Raw genomic sequence first — 20,566 nt, 5'->3', positions numbered from 1 at the left:
TTTTTGAGACGCTAAAAAAAGGATAAGAGATTTTAATGATAGTAAAAAGAGACTTTGAAAGGAGAGTGCATGAAAATTATCTCTCCTTTCAAAGTCGGGAAATGATGTCGTGTTACGTATTCTTTGGTAATTTTAAACTGGTTCTTATTATTGATTTTCTTATTTTCTGAAAATAACTACTTCCGCTATCTTCACACGGTCATCGTTCAGCACGATGCGCAGGTCGCTGGCAGTGGTTCCTTTGAACGGGTAGGAGACGGGGTGCCCGTATTGGTGGACGGTGCCCGAATAGACCGTGAGGAATTGTCCGCCGCCGCCCGAAAGTTGTATCTCGAATTCTGCCGGCAGTTTGTTGTCGCGTTCGAAGGTAATGGATATTTCGTCTACTTTGGCACCTTTCTCCAGGGCAAAGGTGATGTAATCTCCCTTGTTGCCTTGCCATGCGGTATCGATTTTCCCGTCGAGCACGTTCGCGGCATTTTCCATGTCGGTGCTTGCCGTTACGGGGCTGGCAGGTTTCCGGTTTTCGAGCATTTGCAGGCGGTTCCGGTAATCTTCTACGGTGAGTATGCCGTTTAGCCGGATGTCCTCGGACGAGGCACCTGCCATAATGGCAAATTCTCCCGGTTCCACCGTCCACTTCATGTCGACGTTCAGAAGTTCAAGATGCTTGCGCTCGAGGGTGAAAGTCACCTCTTTGCTCTCTCCCGGTTGCAGGTGGATACGTTCGAAGCCGGCAAGGTTCTTTTCGTAGGTGGTGACGCTGCTCAGCACATCGCGCGTGTAGAGTTGTACCACTTCATCACCCGCACGTTTGCCGGTGTTGGTCACTTTCAAGCGTACCGTGGCTTTTTGGTCGGGGGTGATGACGGCGGGAGTGATCTCAAGGTCGGAATATGCGAAAGTGGTGTAACTCAGTCCGTAGCCGAAGGGGTAGAGCGCGCCGTTGATGCGCGACATATTGCCGTCCGGTCCGGGATTTTTTCCGCCGTCAATCTGCGAAGCCGGTTTGTAGGGAAAGTTGAATGGGATTTGTCCCACGCTTTTAGGAAAGGTCACCGTCAGCTTGCCGCCCGGATTGTAGTCGCCGAAGAGGATATCGGCTATCGCCGTACCACCTTTCGACCCCGGATACCACGCTTCGAGAATGGCGGGTACGAACTTCTCCGCCCAGTTGACGGACAACGGACGCCCGTTAATCAATACCAATATTACGGGCTTGCCCACAGCATGTACTGCTTGGAGCAACTTTAATTGATGTCCCGGCAATTCCAGGCTCGTACGCGACTTGTTTTCGCCGCAAGTACGCTGACCGCCGCCCAGCACCACTACCGCCACATCCGCTTCGCGGGCGTTGGCTGCGGCGCGGTCTATTTCGGCTTGTTCACCGGGAGTAAGGGGATACGCTATGATTTCGCTTTCGGGCCAGTGGGCATCCACGAGGTCGCAGCCTTTGGTGTAGAGCACTTCCGCCTTGCCTTGTACTTTTGCACGGATGCCTTCGAGTACGGTGGTGACCTCTACGGCAAGCGGTCCGTAGTGGGTCAGGGCATAGCCTTCTTCATCGGCATTCGGACCGCAAACGGCAATCTTCTTTATCCGGTTGATATCCAACGGCAGGGTGCTGCCTGCGTTTTTTAGCAATACGACAGACTCGCGGGAGGCTTGCAAGGCAATAGCTTCATTGGCGGCGCTCTCTACCTCCTTGTCCGCACCGGCAAGATCGGTCTGATAGGGAGCGTCGAACAGCCCGATAAGAAATTTTACCCGCAGGATGTCACGTACGCGGTCGTTGATAAGTTCCTCGCTCAGTCCTCCTTCCTTTACGAGTTCGCGCAGCGGAAGTACGAACGAATCGGGCGAGCGGAACGTGCAGCGTACGTTAAGTCCTGCTTCCACACTTTGGCGCACGGCTTCTTTCATATCTTTGGCGGTGTTGTGCTTGGTATAGAGATACTCTACCGCATCGCTGTCCGACACCACGTAGCCGCGAAAACCCATTTCCCGGCGTAGCCGTGTGGTCAGCCAATAATAACTGCCCTGAATGGGGATGCCGTCATAATCGTTGTAGGAACTCATTATGCCCAACAATCCGGCTTCACGGATGACTCGCTTGAAAGGGTAGAGGTGAATGTTCTCCACTTCGCGCGGCGACATTTGCGGGTCGACGCGCGACATGCCTTCGCGTGCACCCTTGTTATTGCTGTATGCGGCAAAGTGCTTGGCAGTAGCCGCTACCTGATGGTTGTGTTGCAGTCCGCGCACCATTTCGATACCCAGTTCGGCAACGAGGTAGGGTGACTCGCCGTAGACCTCCTCATAACGTCCCCAGCGCTGGTCGCGTCCGACATCAAGGATAGGGGCGTAGACATTGGTGTAGCCCAACATACGGGCTTCACGTCCGGTGATGAGTCCCACTTGGCGGATTAATTTGCGGTTCCACGTATGTCCCAATCCCAGTTGGGTAGGGAAGTTGGTGGCTTTATAACTCTCTACGCCACGGATACCCTCGTTGGTGAAATCTACAGGAATACCGAGGCGGGTATCTTCTACGAAGAAGCGTTGCACCTCGTTCAGTGCCCAGGCATGGCGCGAGGCGGGCCATACATTTTCGTTGTCCGAGGGCGGCAATCCCCATTGCTGGAAGCCGTTCAGATGTTCGTCTATGGCGCCGATGCCGTCTTTCCAAAGCATCTGTTTCCATTCGGGAGTGGGCAGGTCGTCTTTCAATACCCGTTTGTAGCCGTAGAGGGTAACCATCTGGCAGGTCTTTTCTTCGAGTGTCATCTGCTGCAAGAGGTTTTCGATGCGGTCATCGAGTGGTGCGGCGGGGTCTTCGTATATATCTTTGATTCCGTTTTTGTTGAAGTCTATCCAACCTTTGTGATACATTTCGCTTCGTGCCGGTTTGTAGTGTGCCGACGCTTTGGCGGTTTGCTGTGCGGGCAGCAGCGTGCCGCTGCCCAGTAGCAAAGCCGCTACAATCAGTTTTTTCATGGCATCTCTTTTATGATTTTCTTCGGATGCCAAAGGTAGGACGTTTTAAAGATAGGAAGAGGGTAAAATAGTCCGAAGTACGGGTACTTATCGTACATTCTACCGTTCTTCGTTCAATAGCTTTTGCATCACTCCCTCATCGCCTACAGCATAGATACCGTCGTTTGTGATGAGAATGCCGCGGCTGCGACGTGCTTCGCGATTTTCGTCATTATCTACGTTGACTCCTATTACCCTGCCGTCATAAAAAGTAGAAACAGCATCGAAGATTGTATGGCCTACGATGATGCGCTGTACCGCATATTTTTGCAGAATCAGGTCTAACGTATCGGAAGCCAATGGCTTGTATTTGGCATCTTTGCGTACCATGCCACGATACCAGATAGGACCTTGGTTGCCGAATAGGAAATAGACCTGCGGGGAAAGGGCTTTTCGTTCGGCTTTCTTCTTGTAAAGACCACGGCTGATCAGTTCATTGACTGTCGGAATATCGAAATCTTGCTCCAAGAACTCACGGCTCACCCCGGCATGGGTAAAGAGGTAATGACCGGTCTGCTGCATCGCATTGCGCGTGCAGAGCCAGCGTCCTAATTCGGATGTCGGGTTGAAGAGGGTGCCGTACTCTATTCCCAACTTGCCGGCAAGGGTGAGGTATTTTTGGGTAACATATCGCAGGTCGTTCATCAATATCATGGGTTCGTGGTTACCCAGCAAAAAGGTGACGTTACCACCGACACAACGTGCTTCTTCTTCCAACTGATAAATGAGCCAAAAGATGGGGAGGACATCATTGCCACGGTCGAATACATCGCCGATAATCACGAGTTGGTTGCGGCCGAAAGTCCAGTGATACTCCCGGTCGATGATGTCGTTGCCTTGCAGCAGGCTGACGAAGCAGTCTAAATCGCCGTGCGGGTCGGACATTACAAAGATTTTCTCCGGCTGTTCGTACTTCCATTGCGGACGGCTTACGGAGTGTAGCTGTACGCGGAAACCATGTTTGCCGCTGTGTGAGGTTACCTCAAAGCTATACTTTTCGGGCAAACGCTCATGCCATTCTTGCTTGATTTTTCCTTGTTGGTCCACTGAGATAATTTGTGCCGCTCCGTTCGGCTCATGCAGGATGTAAGGACCATCGGGGGCAAAGAGCGAGTCTTCGGATACGGAAAACTCTGCCGTTTGTGCTCCGGTCGGCAGACCGGAGCCAAGCAGGCAGAGTATCAAAAAGAGAGAATAATATCTGAATACTTTCATAGACTGTTCAATGGGATTTTATTCGCCATATTCAGGATTTTGAGCGATGTTGGGATTGGCGTCACGTTCGGCCTTGGGCACAGCAAGCACACACTTGAAGTAGTCCCAATTGAAACGTTTCTTCTGCTGGTCGGATAAAGTGAGATGTTTGGTAGTCAGTTCTTCACCCAAGTCCACATCGCGGCGTTCCACATAGCCTCCATCGCGTAAGGCATCATACATGCGGTGGCCTTCACCTACCAGTTCTTTGCGGCGTTCCAGCATTACACGTTCCAGTGTCACGTTAGTGCCTTCTACCGTATTGGCAGGGTTGGCACGGCTTACGATAGCATCAAGATACTTCACCGCCTTTGTGTTATCGTTTGTCTTCACGGCAGCTTCGGCTGCATTGAGGTAAGTCTCCGAGAGACGGAGCAAAGGAACATTGGCATTGTCAATCGTTTCGCCCGCTTGAGGTTGGTATTTGAACAAAAAAGCCCATTTGTTTCCGTCCAGGCGAAAAAGCTGATTGCGCACATCATCGGGGTCTTCCTTCATCATGGCATAGAAACTGCTGGTTACGGCAATGTCGCTGTAGCCATTGGCGTTGTGCAGATAGCCTAAAGATTCTTTACCCGGACCTTCTTCCGTGGTATTTACGATTTCAAAGAGAACTTCGCCTTTTTTAGACTTGCTGGCATCATTGCTCCAGGCGGTAGCATATTCTGCATTGGTCCACAGGGCATACCCTTCGGCTTCGGCGCCTTTAATGGCTTCCTCCGCTGCCTGTAACGCCAAAGCATCGTTGCCATGATAAAGGTATATGCGGCTCAGGAGTGTCAGGACGCCCCAGCGGTTGATGTGCCCTTTGTAATAGCTGTTGCCTTCATCATTGTCCAGCAGGGTGGCAGCACTTTTCAAGTCTTCGATTACTTGGTTGTAGCACTCGGCTACGGTTTTGCGTGAAGGTTTTGCACTTTCCTTCAATACTTCAGTCACAACAGGCGCACCCAGCGAAGCACCATTGTCTTTCTTGTACGGATAGCCGTAGAGACGGGTCAAATCAAAGAGAAACATGCCTCTCAATGCCAGGGCTTCACCTTTATAAGCGTCTCGCAGTTCTGTATCGGCTTCATTGATTTTAAGTTTGTCAATCTGGGTCAGAATAATATTACACATGGTAATCATCTTGTAGGGATATGCCCAATAGCTGGAGGGGGAATTGTCTTTTGTAAAACCGAACGTATAGGCATCGCCGGTACGCTTGGTTGTACTGACAGCTTGCATATCATCGCCTGTGGCGTCGCCGTAATAAACCAGGCGTCCCGTATAGGCTGATGAACTTTGCATAGTGCTGTAAATTCCATTTAGAGCAAGATTTACGTCTTTCAACTCCTTGATGGCTCCATCAGTGCTGACCGATGTGGAGGATTCGAGGTTAAGCCAACCGTCTCCGCACGAACTACCCGCCAGCAGGATAGCTCCCATTATGATGTATTTACTAAAATTCTTCATACTTTAAAGTCGTTTTGTGATTTAGAAATTAACATTGATACCGAATGTAACAGTTTTCAAAGGAGGTGTACCCCAAATGGCTGTACCGCCGCTTACGGCTTCCGGATCGTAGTAATCGTGTTTGGCCCATGTCCAAAGGTTGTTGGCAGAAGCGTACAGACGGACGTATTCCATACCGGCTTTCTTGGTCCAGTTCTTAGGTAATGCAAAGCCGAAAGTCAGGTTCTTCAGACGGATAAAGTCGCTGCTGTGTACACGGCGGGTAGTTGCATAGTCCTTCATCGCATATTGAGGGTCTTCGATAAATACTTCGTACTGCGTAATGTCGCCCGGTTTCTTCCAGGAATCCAGGTAGTAGATGGGAATGTTCAATCCCAGTTCCGAACCGCTGTGTTCGGTCTTCTGTGCCCAGTTGTCGTAAGAGTACCCGCCAAACTGGTAAGTGAACATAAAGTTGAGGTCGAACCATTTGTAGCGCAGGCTGTTGGAAAAACCGCCGGTGATGGTAGGATCTGCATGTTTGTAGGGGATACGTTGGGCATTATCCGCATTTTCGGTAATCTCCTTGATGTAGTTTCCGTTTTCATCCTTCTTATTGGTATAGAAGAGCGGGGAACCGTTGTCGGGATTGATTCCCGCAAATTCAATGAGGTAGAATGTGCGGTAAGGATTGCCTACCTTGCGGATTTGAGAGCCGCTTGGAATTTCAGTTTGGATGCCGTCCAGCGTCGTAATCTTGTTCTTGTTGTGAGCCAGGTTCAGCGTAGTGTTCCAGGTGAAATCCTTTGTGCTGAAGTTGCGGGAAGTGATTTCCAACTCCACACCCTTGTTCTGCACCTCACCGATGTTGTACAGATAACTGTTGAAACCGGTAGTCATGGATACGGGATAGTCCATCAACAGGTCTTTTGTTGTACGGGTATAATATTCTACCGTTACATTTAGGCGATTCCAGAAGCTGAAGTCAAAACCGAGGTTGAAGTTATGGTTGGTTTCCCAAGAGAGGCGGTCGTTGGCTATTTGCGACAGTGAATAAGCAGGACTTCCCATGTAAGAAGAAGATACGCTCATCAAGCCTAGGTAGCCGTAGTAGTCGGAAGGCAACGTACCGTTCACACCGTATGAGGCGCGTACCTTCAAATCGGTCAACCAGTCTTTCACCGGTTCCATGAAATTTTCTTCAATGGCCCGCCAGGCTCCCGATACCGACCAGAAATTACCCCAACGGTTGGCGGCTGCCAAACGTGAGCTGCCATCTCTACGGAAACTACCGCCGAGGAAATATTTGTTCTTATAGTCATAGTTTATACGGCCGAGGTAAGAAACCATACGTGTACGTACGTCAGAGCCGCCGGCTGAAGTAACGGTTGCACCGTTGCTCAAGGCATTCTTGTTGGGATTGGAAAAGTCGATGGCTTCACCACTGACGTATTCACGGGCTTGGTCGTCGATTTCATATCCAATCAACGCATCCAAGTTGTGGTTTTCGCCAATAGTAACGGCATAAGCAAGTTGATTGGCCCATACAAGTTTCTTGCGTTCGTATATATTGGCATACATGATACCGTTATCATCGTCACCGTTGGAAGTATGCGGGTCGCTCCATTCCTTGCCTTTATTTATATTGTAATCGTAACTCAACGTGGTTTTGAACGTAAGGTTGGGAATGAACTCGTATTGTCCGTAAACGGTATTGAAGTGACGGGTAATATATTCTCGTTTGTAGTCATACATCATGGAGAGCAACGGATTACGGTCTTTCAGGTCTATGAAATGACGGTTCCAGTTGCCTTCTTCATCATAGATGGGATCGGAAGGGGTGGCTTTACTTACCGAGGCATAGAAAGGAGCCGTATAAGTGGTACCTTCACTATAGACATCCTGATTGACTTGTGAGAAGAGTATCTTGGTGCCTAAAGTCAACTTGTCATTAGCTTTGTAGTCTACGTTTACGCGACCGCTGACACGTTCCAAACCTGAGTTAAGGGTAATACCCTCTTGTTTGAGATAAGATAGGGAGGTATAGTATTTGATACGGTCTGTACCACCTGAGATAGAACCTTCGTACGTCTGGTGCGAACCTTTTTTAAATAGGGCATCGTGCCAGTCCGTGTAGCCGCTCCAGGGAATGGGGGCATAGTCGTCAATCTCCTTGTCTGCGTATGCAATGGCTTCTTCTTCTGTAGCACCGTCGCGCAATTGTCCCCGTTTCAAACCGTTGTAGATGTACTCACGACGCTGTGCCCCGTTCATTACAGGACGGAATTCCATGGCGAAATCGGAGAAACCCCAGTCGGCTTTCAATGATACTTGCGGTTTGCCCGCCTTACCGCTCTTGGTGGTAATCAAAATCACACCGTTGGCGGCACGTGAACCATACATGGAAGCAGCGGCGGCATCTTTGATTACGGTGATATTCTCAATATCCGTATTGCTTAATGTAGACATGATGTCAAAACCGCCATCCGTATCCAGGGCGGAAACGTTGCCGGACATGACGGGTACACCGTCAATTACATAAAGCGGAGAGTTGGAAGCATTGAATGAGCCCATACCGCGGATGTTCAGTGAGACGGCGGAACCCGGCTGGCCGGAACCGCTGCTCATCTGCACACCGGGTGCTGCACCTTGCAACAAATCCGAGAAACTGGTAGCAGGCACATCTTTCAATTCGGCGGTCTTTACCGTAGAGGCTGAACCGGCATAGGCGGACTTCTTGAATGTACCGTAACCGGTAACGACTACCTCGTCCAACATTTGTGTATCCGGACATAATACGATACGAACCGGCTTGTTGTTTTCTACACTTATTTCTTGTGTGATATATCCAATATACGAAATCTGCAAGGTTACCTTACGGCTGTTGTTAGGTAGACTGAATTGCCCGTTCAAATCCGAACTGACACCGGTTCCGGTTCCTTTTATCAAAACACTGGCGCCGATGATCGGCTCGCCGTTTTCATCTACAATCTGACCTTTGATACCGTTGGTTTGTTGTACACTTTGCAAAGCAATTACATTCCCATTCTCTGTAGCAAATGTCTGTGTGGTGTTCATCAGACAAAATGCCATTGATAAGGAGACAAGACATGTTTTCCCTCTACCAAATCGAATTTTGTAACTTTTCTTTCTCATTACTTGTTTTTTTTAATAAATCGTTCTCTTTAAACGAATATTATCATTTGCGGCAAAAGTAATAATTTTCTAATTTTAGAAAAAAAAAGCTGCAAAAAAGTGATAGCTTTTACGTAAAAAAGTTGCTTTTACAATATTTTCTTACCGATTCTTGCTATTTCTGTTACAAAATATAAGCAGAGAAGGTATTTGACCATTCATTATTCACAAGATGTATTCTATATCTGTATTGTGAATATATGAGAAATTTCTTGAGTAAATAGAAAAGACCGGTTCGGGAAGTTTCCGACTCCGGTCTTTCTATGATTGTTCAGTGCAGATATGTATACCGGTACCTTATTTGTTGGGCGTTTCCCATTTGTGGGTATTCGCACAGGTGACATTCACGGTTTGATTGCCTGTTTGGATGCGGAAGTCGCCTTTCTCCAAAATCCATTTGCCGTCATACCCTACAAAGGCGAGGTCGGAACCTTTCAGTTTTAGTGTCACGGTCTTGGTCTCTCCGGGTGCCAGTTCTATTTTCTCGAAAGCACGCAGGCGTCTGGTGTCGGGAGTGAGCGAGGCGACTAAGTCGCTGCTGAATAGCAGGACGCTCTCTTTGCCTATACGGTTGCCGGTATTTTTCACATCAACGGTAAACGTCAGTATGTCATTGGCTGTGAAGTGCGTTTTGTCCACTTTCAGGTTGCTGTATTCGTAGGTGGTGTAGCTTAAACCGTAGCCGAAAGCCCATTGGAAGGATACTTGTGCATCGTAGTTGTAAGCGCCTTCCATCTGACTGCCGATGTGCTCACAGGGTTTGTAATCGTATGTGTTCAGCGAACATACGTCTTTAGGATATGTATAGGGCATTTTCCCGCTGAAGTTTGCTTCTCCTGCCAGAAGGTTTGCCAGTGCGTCACCACCGTAATTGCCCGGAAGCATGATGTCTACTACCGCATCTGCCAAAGGTTCTATTGAGTTGATGACACGCGGACGTCCTTCATTCAGTATCAGGATAATGGGCTTTCCGGTTTCGGAGAGTGCTTTCACTAAGTCGAGCTGGTTTTTCGAAAGCGTCAGGTCGTTTAGGTTGCCGGGCGTTTCGCAGTAGGAGTTCTCGCCGATGCAGGCAATGATGTAGTCGGCGCTGGCGGCGGCAGCTACGGCTTTGTCTATTTCGGGCATGTTTTCTTCTTGCCAGTTGCCTCCTTTTTTGTAGGTTACGCCCGGTTCGTAGATGATGTGGTCTGTGCCAAACTTGTTGGTAAAGGCTTCGAGGATGGTATTATAGGCTTCTGCGCATTGGTCTGCCTTGTCGCCCTGCCAGGAGTAAGACCAGCCACCGTTCAGTGTGCGCATGGAGTTGGCGTTAGGACCGGTAAGCAATATCCTCTTGCCTTTCTGCAACGGGAGTATATTGTCTTTGTTTTTTAGTAATACCAGCGATTCTTCGGCGGCAAGAAGGGCTGCTGCTGCGTGTTCGCTGCTGCCGAAGCGTGAGAAGTCCTTGCGGTTATAGAACGGCATGTCGAACAGTCCCAAACGGAATTTCATACGCAGGATGCGGCGCACTGCATCGTCAATGCGGGTGAGCGGCACTTCCCCTTCCTGTACCAGTTCCGCTAGGTAGGTACAGAAACTTGTTTCGTAAGGTACCATAGACATGTCGATGCCGGCATTGATGGCGATTTTGACAGCCTCTTTCTTGCTGGCGGCAATGTGGTCGCGGCTGTAGAGGTTGTTGATGTCCGCCCAGTCGGTTACGATGACGCCGTCCCATTGCAAATCTTGTTTCAGCCATTCGGTCAGCAGTTCGTAGTTGGCGTGGAAAGGGAGACCGTTGTTCATACCTGAATTTACCATAACGGAAAGCGCTCCCGCTTTGATACACTCAAGAAAGGGGGTAAAGTGCTTTTCGCGCATGTCTTGCACGGTGATGGAAGAGGGGGTACGGTCTTTGCCGGATACGGGTACGCCATAGCCCATGTAGTGCTTAAGGCATGCCGCTACATGCTGTTTGCCTATCCGGTTCGGATTTTCTCCCTGAAAACCGAGCACTGCTTCGCGTCCCATTTCCGCATTCACGTAGCAATCTTCGCCAAAGTTCTCCCAGTGGCGGGACCAACGGGCATCCCGTGCCAGGTCGAGCACCGGCGCATACGTCCAGGGGATACTTCCGGCTTTTGTCTCATACGCGGAGATACGTGCACCTTCCCGAACCAGTTTCCGGTTGAAGGTGGCAGCCATGTTTATGTTTTGCGGAAAGAATGTGCCGCCCTGTGTGTAGGTCGTTCCGTGTATCTGGTCCACTCCGTAGATGCAGGGGATACCTATCTCACGCATTGATTTTTCCTGTATCTTCCGAATGACCTCTTCCCACTTTTCCGGTGTTTGGGCGATGCCGTTGGGAACATTCAGGATAGAGCCCACTTTGTATTTTCCGATTACGTTGTCGAGTTTCGCATCGTCTATCTGGAATCCGTCGGAAGGATTTCCGCCCTGTTTGGCGATGACATCGATAGCCAGTTCACACATCTGCCCTACTTTCTCTTCCAGTGTCATCTTTTTCAGTAAAGTCTCTACTTTGTTTTCAATTTCTGCATCCCGGGCGATTGCTGGTTTTGCAGGCTGTGCGGTGGTAAGCAGGGTATAGCCTGTCATCACCAGTGTCAATAATGTTTTTTTTGTCATGGCAGTTTATAAGTTTTTTTTAAGTTGGAAAGATTTGTTATTTCTATTCGAAAGGATTTCCTTTTCGGTCCGTGCTTACAATCCAGCGGAAGGCATTGATGAAAAGTAGCTTTTGTGTAGCATCCTGGTACTCTTCATCGCCATGTCCCATGTTCAGGTAAATCATGCGATATTTCCTGTTGGTCCACACCACGGGAAAATCACCATGTTTCACCACATCCTTAATGCCTAAGGGATAGTTCTTTGGAGATATGGAGAGAAGCACCTCAATATTTTTCCCGCATCTTGGGGAAGGAGTCCACATATACCATTCGCTGGCGGGAGCAACAAAGGATTCCGGCAGGTTTTTGGTGACCGGATGTTGCTTGTCAGTCTCTAGCAACACGGGCTGAGGCGGCCAGTTGTTACAATAAAAGACGCCGTTCCCTAAAAACGTCACAAACCATGGCCAGTTGGTGTTCTTGTCGTTGTAAGCAGCGGCATGAAATCCCATCCAGCCACCGCCGTTCTCCATATATTTTTCAAAGGCGGCACGTTCGTGCGGTTGCATGGGATATCCGTTCGGCATGATGATGACTGAATATTCCTGTAATTTCTCGTAACTGTAATGTGAGAAATCGGTCGTAATGTCGAGGTTGAAACCTTGACCGTAGTTCAGTTTCTTAAAAAACTCAATGGTCTGTTTGGCAAACTGCACGTGCGCCTCTTCTGCATGTTCCGTATAATAGATTAACGCTTTGAAGCGGGGACCGTGTGCGTAATTGCCCGGATACTCTTCTTGCGACATGGTATGTGGCCGTGCTTTTTCCTGAACTGCCTGCTGTCCGGCAAGGCATTCGTAAACGGTGCGTTGCAAATCGCCCTGTTCGTTGTCGGCGGCATACTCCCAATACATGCCTCCCAACAGTCCTTTTTGCAGGATATACCGGCATTTGATGGCAAGTGAGCGCGGGTTTTCAAAACCAAACGTAAATTCTCCTTGCGAATTGACCAAGTAGGGGACTTTGGCTCTATTGTCCCATTGTTCTGTGTATTCCGTGGTGGTATTTATCAGTTTATAGTCCCGGAAATCGGCATATTCCTTTGTGCCACGTCCGTAAAAGGGAAGTCCCATTGTCAGCATGGAAGCAGGCACGCCGGCAGCCAGATGCGCATCGACGGCTTGAGAGGCGGTAATCCAACCGCTGTTGTCGGATGGATAAAGGGCAGCATGGTGTTTGCCGGGGCTTCCCATGTCGTAGGACATGATGTTGACAAAGTTGATGTAGGGGAGTATTTCCTTGAAATTGATATATCGGGCTGAGGCTACGGTAGCCAGGGTCAGCAGTCTCTTTTGTCCGATAGCTTTGCGGATATCGCGCATCAGGAGTGTAAAGTTCTCCGTATCGGCAGGCGATGAGGAAATGCCTGCTGCGTTACTCGTAGGATATTCCCAGTCGATATCTATACCGTCCAATCCGTATGTCTTGATTATGCGCCGGCAATCTTTGGCAAAAGTTTCCCGTTTTTGGGTGTCGGCTGCCATCTCGCTAAAACCGCCACTTCCCCAACCTCCGATGGAGAGCATGATTTTCAGTCCGGGCTTCTGCTGTTTCAATGCCAATATTTGCCTGAGACGCGGTTCGTTGGCTATGTGTATGCCGTCGCATGTCTTGTTTACATGCCCGAAAGCATAATTAATGTGAGTCATATATCGGGGATTGGGCATTACGTCACTCCAGGACGTCACATAGGCTACGATGATTTTTCCGGTTTCTTGAGGATTTGCATATCGGGCAGGCTTGCCGGCAGCTTCCGTGCCATAACATTTGAAGCCGGTCATAAGCATCAGGATGGCGCAGTATTTTATTAACAGGGACCTCATGTCTTGGTATTGATTTTAGGTGAGGGCGTGTCAAAACGCAGACAGAATGATATGGCTGCCGGCGTTTTGGCACATCCTCGTTTTTGTTATGTGTATTTGGAATAACCGTTATTTCAGTTCAAAAGTCGCAACTCCTCTGATGTCAGTGGCGGAAGCGGCTATGATAGCTTCAAACTTTCCGGGTTCTGCCGTCCAACAGTGCCGGGCATCATCGAAGTAACTCAATGCCTCCTTGTCGATAGTGAAGGAAACCTCTTTCTCCTCACCCGGGGCAAGGAGGATTTTCTTAAATCCCTTCAACTCCTTTACCGGACGGGGAAGGGTGGATTTTTTGTCGCTGATGTATAACTGTACGACCTCTTGGCCTTCCCGGTCGCCGGAATTCTTGATATTGATTCTTACGGTCAGTGTGCCGTCGGCAGTCATTTCTTTGCTGCTGAGTATCGGTTTGCCGTAGGTGAAAGTGGTATAGCTCAAACCATGTCCGAAGGGGAAGAGCGGTTGCACCTTTTTCTGTTTGTCGCTCCAGCGATATCCGACAAAGATGCTTTCGTTGTACTTGATATCCACTACATTCCGGCTTTTTTCACCGATATATTCTCCCAAGGCATGTGCGGAGCAGTCTTCCAGGCGTGCGGGGAATGTGAAAGGCAGTTTGCCGCTGGGGTTTACATCCCCCATCAATACATCCGCCAGCGCGTTGCCTGCTTCCGAACCTATGTACCAAGCTTGTACGATTGCCGGAACTTCATTTACCCACGGCATGGCTATGGCATTGCCGGAAATGTTCACGACAATCAGGTTTTTGTTGGCTTTTGCCAATGCTGCAATCAGTTCGTCTTGTCCGTAGGATAAGTTTATTCCTTTCCGGTCAGAGTCTTCGCAATCTTGTCCGTTGCTTTTGTTCAATCCTCCGATGAAGATTACGTAGTCTGCATCAGCAGCCGCTTTCACGGCTTCTGCGGTCAGTTCTTGCGGAGTACGGTCATCTTTCAGGTTTTGTCCGGTCACCACGCCGTTGTATTCGCCTCCGGCATCGCCTACATAGCCGCGTGCATAAACAATTTCCGCTTTTCCTGCCACCCGTCGGCGGATACCGTCGAGCGGTGAGATTTCACGCTGTACCTTCAGTGAGGAAGAACCGCCGCCTACTGTCAGCATCTTGATGGCATTTTCGCCGATGACGGCTATCTTCTTTGCCTGTTCCAGACGTATAGGCAGTACGTTGTTCTTGTTCTGCAACAGTACAATGCCTTCTCCGGCTATCCGGCGGGCGGCTTCATAGTGTGCCGGCGGGCAGAGTGCCCCGAAAGGACGGTTGGTGTTCATGGAAGTGCGGAAGCAAAGGCGCAGAATGCGGCGCACTTTATCATCCAGTTCTTGGGTGCCTGCTTCACCGGAACGGATACGTTGCAGGTAGGGATGTGCCAGATAGTAATTGTCGTAAGCATTGCTGGCACCGTTCGACAGACCGTTTGTCCAACTGCCGAACTCCAGGTCCAGGCCGTTTCGGATTGCCTGGTCGGTATCATGCGTGCCTCCCCAGTCGGATACAACTACTCCGTCAAAATTCCACTCTTTTTTCAGAATATCATTCAGCAGATAGCGGTTGTGGCAGCAATGCTCGCCTTTGTACAGGTTGTAGGCTCCCATGATAGACCATGCTTTTCCCTTTTGCACGGCAGCTTTGAAGGCAGGCAGGTAGATTTCATAGAGCGCGCGGTCGTCCACTACCACATTAAGTGTGTGGCGGTTGATTTCTTGATTGTTCAGTGCGAAATGTTTTACGCAGGCAGCCACACCGTTCTGTTGCACGCCATGTATGTAGGGAACCACCATTTCCGACGCCAGATAAGGGTCTTCGCCCATGTATTCGAAATTGCGTCCGTTCAGCGGGGTGCGATAGATATTCACACCGGGACCCAACAGGATGTTCTTGTTACGGTAACGGGCTTCTTCGCCAATGCTTCGTCCGTACAGGAAACCCATTTCCGGATTCCATGTGGCGGCGAGGCAGGTCAGGGCAGGGAATGCCACGCAGGAGTCATTGGTCCATCCGGCTTGTTCCCATTCGTCCCACAGCACTTCGGGGCGGATACCGTGAGGTCCGTCGGTAGTCCATACCTCAGGTATTCCCAAGCGGGGAACTCCTGCGCTGCTGAACTTGGATTGGGCATGAACCATTTTAACCTTTTCTTCCGTTGTCATTCTGCTCAATGCATCTTCCACCCTCTCCTCGAGCGGCTTGTCTGCATCCAGATAAACGGCTTTTTGCTGTGCCGCCACCGTCAGTGTGGCGGCAAGTGATAAACTGAATACTAATCTTTTCATTATAGATACCTTTTTAAAAATTTCCATCTTTTCATTGTTCGGCCCGCCGGGTTGTCATTCCGAGCGATTGGATATATCCTTCCTGTACTTGGCAGTTCTTCAACTTGCAGGCTTCTATAAGTTCCGTCAATATCTTGCGTGAACGCTTTTGTTCGGGGCGTGCTTGGCGTATGTCTTTATAGGAGATACGCGGCGCTTCGGCAAACGTGACGATATCATCCCAACCTTCGGGCGCCACGATAGCCACGAATGAGGAACCGTCCATTTTTTTATAAGGCCAGAAAGTGTATCCTATGTTGTTTTGGCGCATCACTTCGCAGAAAGCAGCCTGCCATTCGTTCGTGTTGTGTCCTATCTCGCCCATATACATCGGCAGGTTTACACTGTCGCGGAAATTGATAATGGACCCGATTGCCTCTTTTGTAGGAGCTCCGCCGTAACGGTGGCAGGTGTACATGATTTTATTGTCGAACCTGGAGTCTTTGAAAGGTTTGAAGTTGCCGTTCCATTGTGCGCCGCCCAGCAGGATGATGTGGTTATTGTCCACCTCCCGAATGGCTGCCACCCCTTTTTTGTAGACGTCTTCCAATTTCGAGTTCAGCTCCTCCATGTTGCTGAAGTAAGGTGCGATAGGTTCGTTGAAGAGTTCATAACCTAAGATGACCGGTTCGTTCTTGTAATGTTCCGCAATGCGCCGCCAAATGTCGCAGTAGAGTTGTTGGCTCTCTTCACTTTCCAGTAACCAAGGATATCCGTAGCTGTCGTCAATGTTGTCACCCGTCTGACCCCCAGGGGCATCGTGCATATCCAAAATCAGATAAAGTTCCGCTTCACGACACCACTCTACAAGTGTGTCTACACGTAAGAATCCGTCTTGATTGGCGGTAATTCCCATATAATCTTCGTCTGTGAACAGTTTGTAGTGAAAAGGGAGGCGTATGGTGTTGGCTCCCGTACTTTTAATGAAACGTATGTCATCGCGGGTGATATAGTTGTCTTTAAAATCTTTCCAGAACTTGTTGGTGAAATCCGGTCCGACTAACTGGCACAGCATTTCATTGATAAATCTGGGAGAATTTGTTTTGCCAAATCGGAACATGTATCCTTCCGGGTTCAACCAGTTGCCTAAATTGGTTCCTTGTATGAAAAGTTTTTCTCCGTTAGGTTTCAGTAAGTCTTGTCCCTGAATGGTGACGAATGAGTTGGCATGCGCGAGCTCTTTGCTCTGGCTTCCGCTGCAACTGCCAAGGCTTGCCAGCAACAGGCAGACAGCACAGCATTTTACTAATATTTTTTTCATAATCTATAATATCTTTGTGTGAGCCAAATTTACGAATAATAAAGATTGTTTTTGGTGAAGATACTCCTTTATATGAAATAATATGCTTCTGAGAAACTTATTATATGACATAAAATGTTTTTTATTAGAACTTTATGCTCTTTTAAGTGAAAGTTAAAATGGGGCATTTGAGAAAGTGAAGATGAGCCGGTCAATTGTGATATGCCCTGATTGGCGGGTTCTTTTCGTACAAGCGGGATGCTTGTGTTGCCAATAGAGTGGCAAGACTCTACTAGTAAAGTGGCAACAACCACCTTGCATAGCCTTCGGTTTGCGGATATGTCTTTTTGAGGAATGCCGTCCGCTCTTCAGGTTTTCTCATTGTCAATACAATTTAAAGGTTTAACAAATATTTTTTCGCTGCAAATGTATATCGCCCAAGAGAAGAATACTTAAAAAATGCTACTTCATAACTTACTCATGAATGTTTCTCGGATACTACATGACTTTCTCTTTGAATTAATAAGGATTTTATAATCAGTGGTATAATCGGAACGTTTGATGCCGGTTACAAAATGCTTTTGTTTTTGTGGGCAAAATGTTTTATTTTTGTTTTTGTTAAAAGAACGTTAACTGCTATGAAACAGAAGATCTCTTGCCTTTCTATTCTTTTTTTACTTATATCCGTCTCTGTAAATGCGGGCTGGCAACGTCCGGTAACCAATTATACCCGCCATGCCTATAAGGCAAGTAACCAAAATTGGAATATCCGTCAACACGATAATGGCTGGATATATTTGGCAAATAATAAAGGGTTGCTCGAATTTGACGGTGTGGAGTGGAACTTATATCCGATTCATAATTCAAAAGTGCGTGCGGTAAAAATAGGGAATGACGGACGGATTTATGTCGGTGGAATGGGGCAATTCGGTTATTTCACCCCGAATCGCCTGGGCGGGTTGGAGTATACTTGCCTTTCCGACAGTTTGCCTTCCGATGTATATGTGGGAATTATATGGAACATTTTGTTGGACAGAGACCGGGTCTATTTCCAATCGGACCGTTGTTTCTTTTATATGGAGAATGGTGCGGTGCATAAGATAGATTATTCATCGGGAATTTATTCTTCACTGGTTTTGCAGAACAAACTGTATATCGTTTCCGATGAAGGACTGTTGATGTTGAACGGCACGGAATTTCGGCGGGTATGTGATGCTTCGGAGATAGGGGCTACGGTGAGGATTGAAGGAGTATTGCCTTATGGAGACAACCTGCTGGTGGTGACCCGCAACAATGGTCTTTTTATGTATGATGGCACTTCTTTCAGGAAATACCTCACGGTGGCGGAAGAGTTCTGCCGTAAGAACCGGGTTTTCTGCGCTGCATTGCAAGATTCGTTGTTGGCGTTGGGCAGCATTCGGAGCGGGGTGTGCCTGTTGGATTTAGCTACAAATGAAATGGAAGTGATATCTACGGAGAATGGTTTGCAAAACAACACGGTGCTGAGCATGATGTTTGACAAGACCGGCAATCTTTGGTTGGGACTGGATAACGGAATCGATTGTATCCATTTGAACGCACGTCTTGTTTCATTGTATGGCGGTAAACCCGTAATCGGTTCGGGGTATGCTTCTTGCAGCTATCGGGATAAGTTCTATTTTGCAACCAATCAGGGCTTGTATTGTTCTCCGCTTTCCGGACAATTGAACGGGAAGGAGCTTATTAAGTTCGTACCGGGAACAAGTGGGCAGATATGGTCACTCAGCCAACATGATGACAAGCTTTTCTGTTGCTCGGACAATGGTATCTTTATAATAGACGGAGAGCGCATGGAATATCTCGGCAATCCAAAAGGAGTGTGGAGGGTGGTTTCGGTAGGTGCACGGAAAGATGTGTTAATCGCTGGAACTTATAGCGGATTGTATTTACTTGCGAAGAAAGGGGAGAAATGGACGTTAGCAGAGCGTATACCGGGCTTTTATCACTCGTGCAAGGATATGCTGGTGGAAGATTCTACCGGTATTCTGTGGGTAGGGAATAAGGAGAATGGGGTGTCGCGTCTGACTTTGTCGTCCGACCTGCGGAGAGTGGAGAAGGTGAAATACTACAATAACGAAGATTTCCCGCGCGGTTATGATGCGTGCCTGTTGCGGATGAAGGACGAAGTGGTGATAGCATCGCACTATGGATTGTGGCGTTACGACCAAAGCCGCGATTGCCTGGAAGCATACACCGGGCTTGAACAACGGTTGGATGGCAAAGCGGCTTATACTTATGTGAAAGCGGATACTTTGCAGAACATTTGGTATGTGGCGGACGGTACCTTGAAAGTACTGCATTATGACCCTGTCAAGCAGGAATATTATCGGGTAAACAATGAATTGTTTTTGAAAGGCGCAATGATAGAGAGCTTTGAAAACGTATATTTCTATAAATCCGATCTGGTCATTGCCGGAACCGAAGAGGGCTTTTCACTGATTAGAATGGATAGCCTGCAGGCACAACATGCACCGCTGACCCTGCAAATCAGAAAAGTCTATCTGACAGGATTACGTGACTCGCTTATCTACGGTCGCAGCTATCAGTATGATGCCGAGCCGATAGTAATTCCTTATTCCCGGAATTCCATAAGAATAGAATACAGCGTGAATGATTATACTAAGGCACAACCGGTTTTATATTCATATCAGTTGAGTGGTGATAGTGAGAAAGGGGTTTGGAGCGAATATAGCGAAAATAATGTAAAGGAGTTTACCGATTTGCATGAAGGCAATTATGTATTCAGGGTGAAGCTGCAGACTGCCGGAGAGCAGGAACCGATAGAGACTTCTTTTGCTTTCGAGATTTTACCGCCCTGGTATTGTACATGGTGGAGCTATCTGATGTATCTGGCGCTTGCCGCGGCATTGTTCTACTATGTATATTACCGCATTTCAGAGGGACATAAGCGCCTGCTGATACAAAAGAAATTGGAACTCTACGAACAGGAACAGAAGTTCCAAAGGGAGAGTGAACTGAAAGATAAAAAAATAGATATTCTGAAGGAAGAGAAATTGCAGTCCGAGTTACGTTATAAATCGGAAGAACTTATCCGTACTACGCTCAATGTCGTGCGTAAGAACGAACTCTTGTCCGACATCAAGAGAGAGGTGCTGGGCATTTCCCGTTCCATTAGCGAGGAAAATCTTGTTTCCTTACGCCGGAAAACGCTTCAGTTGCTGAGCCAGATAGAAACAAATATAAAGCATGATGACGACTTGCAGGCGTTTCAAACTACGTTTGATGCGGTGCATCACGATTTCTTCCGAAAGCTGGAGAAGGCGTATCCGGAGCTGAACAACAAAGACAAACAACTGTGTGCCTATATAAAGATGAATTTACTCTCTAAAGAGATAGCTCCCTTGATGAATATCTCTTTGCGCGGGGTTGAAATCAGCCGCTATCGCCTACGGAAGAAACTGGGATTGGAAGAGGGAGAAAATTTATCGGAATTCTTGCAAAAACTTACCAAGTGCGAGTGAATAGAACCGGACCTCTTA

The 20,566-nt window shown here is 48.2% G+C and carries 9 protein-coding genes; 1 reads left to right on the top strand and 8 read right to left on the bottom strand.

Going from position 1 to position 20,566, the window contains the following annotated elements:
* Positions 1-159: 159 nt before the first annotated feature.
* The 8 genes from QZ327_RS00320 to QZ327_RS00285 all read right to left on the bottom strand — a co-directional run bounded on the left by QZ327_RS00320 (position 160) and on the right by QZ327_RS00285 (position 17,048).
* Positions 160-2,997, bottom strand: a complete 2,838-nt coding sequence (locus QZ327_RS00320; protein WP_294616141.1) for a beta-glucosidase — start codon at positions 2,995-2,997, stop codon at positions 160-162.
* Positions 2,998-3,096: 99 nt separating this feature from the next.
* Complete coding sequence (locus QZ327_RS00315) at positions 3,097-4,251, bottom strand: metallophosphoesterase (RefSeq protein WP_294616139.1); 1,155 nt, start codon at positions 4,249-4,251, stop codon at positions 3,097-3,099.
* 18 nt (positions 4,252-4,269) lie between these two features.
* Positions 4,270-5,745: a RagB/SusD family nutrient uptake outer membrane protein gene (locus tag QZ327_RS00310; RefSeq protein WP_294616137.1), complete on the bottom strand. Its 1,476-nt coding sequence runs from the start codon at positions 5,743-5,745 to the stop codon at positions 4,270-4,272.
* Between the two features lie 21 nt (positions 5,746-5,766).
* On the bottom strand, positions 5,767-8,817 hold the full coding sequence (locus QZ327_RS00305) for a TonB-dependent receptor (RefSeq protein ID WP_294616316.1): 3,051 nt from the start codon (positions 8,815-8,817) through the stop codon (positions 5,767-5,769).
* Positions 8,818-9,216: 399 nt separating this feature from the next.
* The gene (locus tag QZ327_RS00300) at positions 9,217-11,553 is read right to left on the bottom strand and encodes a glycoside hydrolase family 3 N-terminal domain-containing protein (protein WP_294616136.1); all 2,337 of its coding nucleotides are present in this window, start codon (positions 11,551-11,553) and stop codon (positions 9,217-9,219) included.
* Positions 11,554-11,596: 43 nt separating this feature from the next.
* Positions 11,597-13,417, bottom strand: a complete 1,821-nt coding sequence (locus tag QZ327_RS00295) for a glycosyl hydrolase family 18 protein (RefSeq protein WP_294616135.1) — start codon at positions 13,415-13,417, stop codon at positions 11,597-11,599.
* A gap of 108 nt (positions 13,418-13,525) precedes the next feature.
* Positions 13,526-15,748, bottom strand: a complete 2,223-nt coding sequence (locus QZ327_RS00290; protein ID WP_294616134.1) for a glycoside hydrolase family 3 C-terminal domain-containing protein — start codon at positions 15,746-15,748, stop codon at positions 13,526-13,528.
* A 31-nt stretch (positions 15,749-15,779) separates the two neighbouring features.
* Positions 15,780-17,048: a glycoside hydrolase family 5 protein gene (locus QZ327_RS00285; protein ID WP_294616133.1), complete on the bottom strand. Its 1,269-nt coding sequence runs from the start codon at positions 17,046-17,048 to the stop codon at positions 15,780-15,782.
* Between the two features lie 617 nt (positions 17,049-17,665).
* On the opposite strand from QZ327_RS00285, the gene QZ327_RS00280 reads away from it, so the two are divergent.
* Positions 17,666-20,548, top strand: coding sequence for a two-component regulator propeller domain-containing protein (locus tag QZ327_RS00280; RefSeq protein ID WP_294616132.1), 2,883 nt, complete (start codon positions 17,666-17,668; stop codon positions 20,546-20,548).
* Positions 20,549-20,566 lie beyond the last annotated feature (18 nt).

The organism is uncultured Bacteroides sp. (genome assembly GCF_910578895.1).
GTDB lineage: Bacteria > Bacteroidota > Bacteroidia > Bacteroidales > Bacteroidaceae > Bacteroides.
Note: the sequence above shows the minus strand (reverse complement) of the source record. Positions and strands in the feature narration are given on the sequence as shown.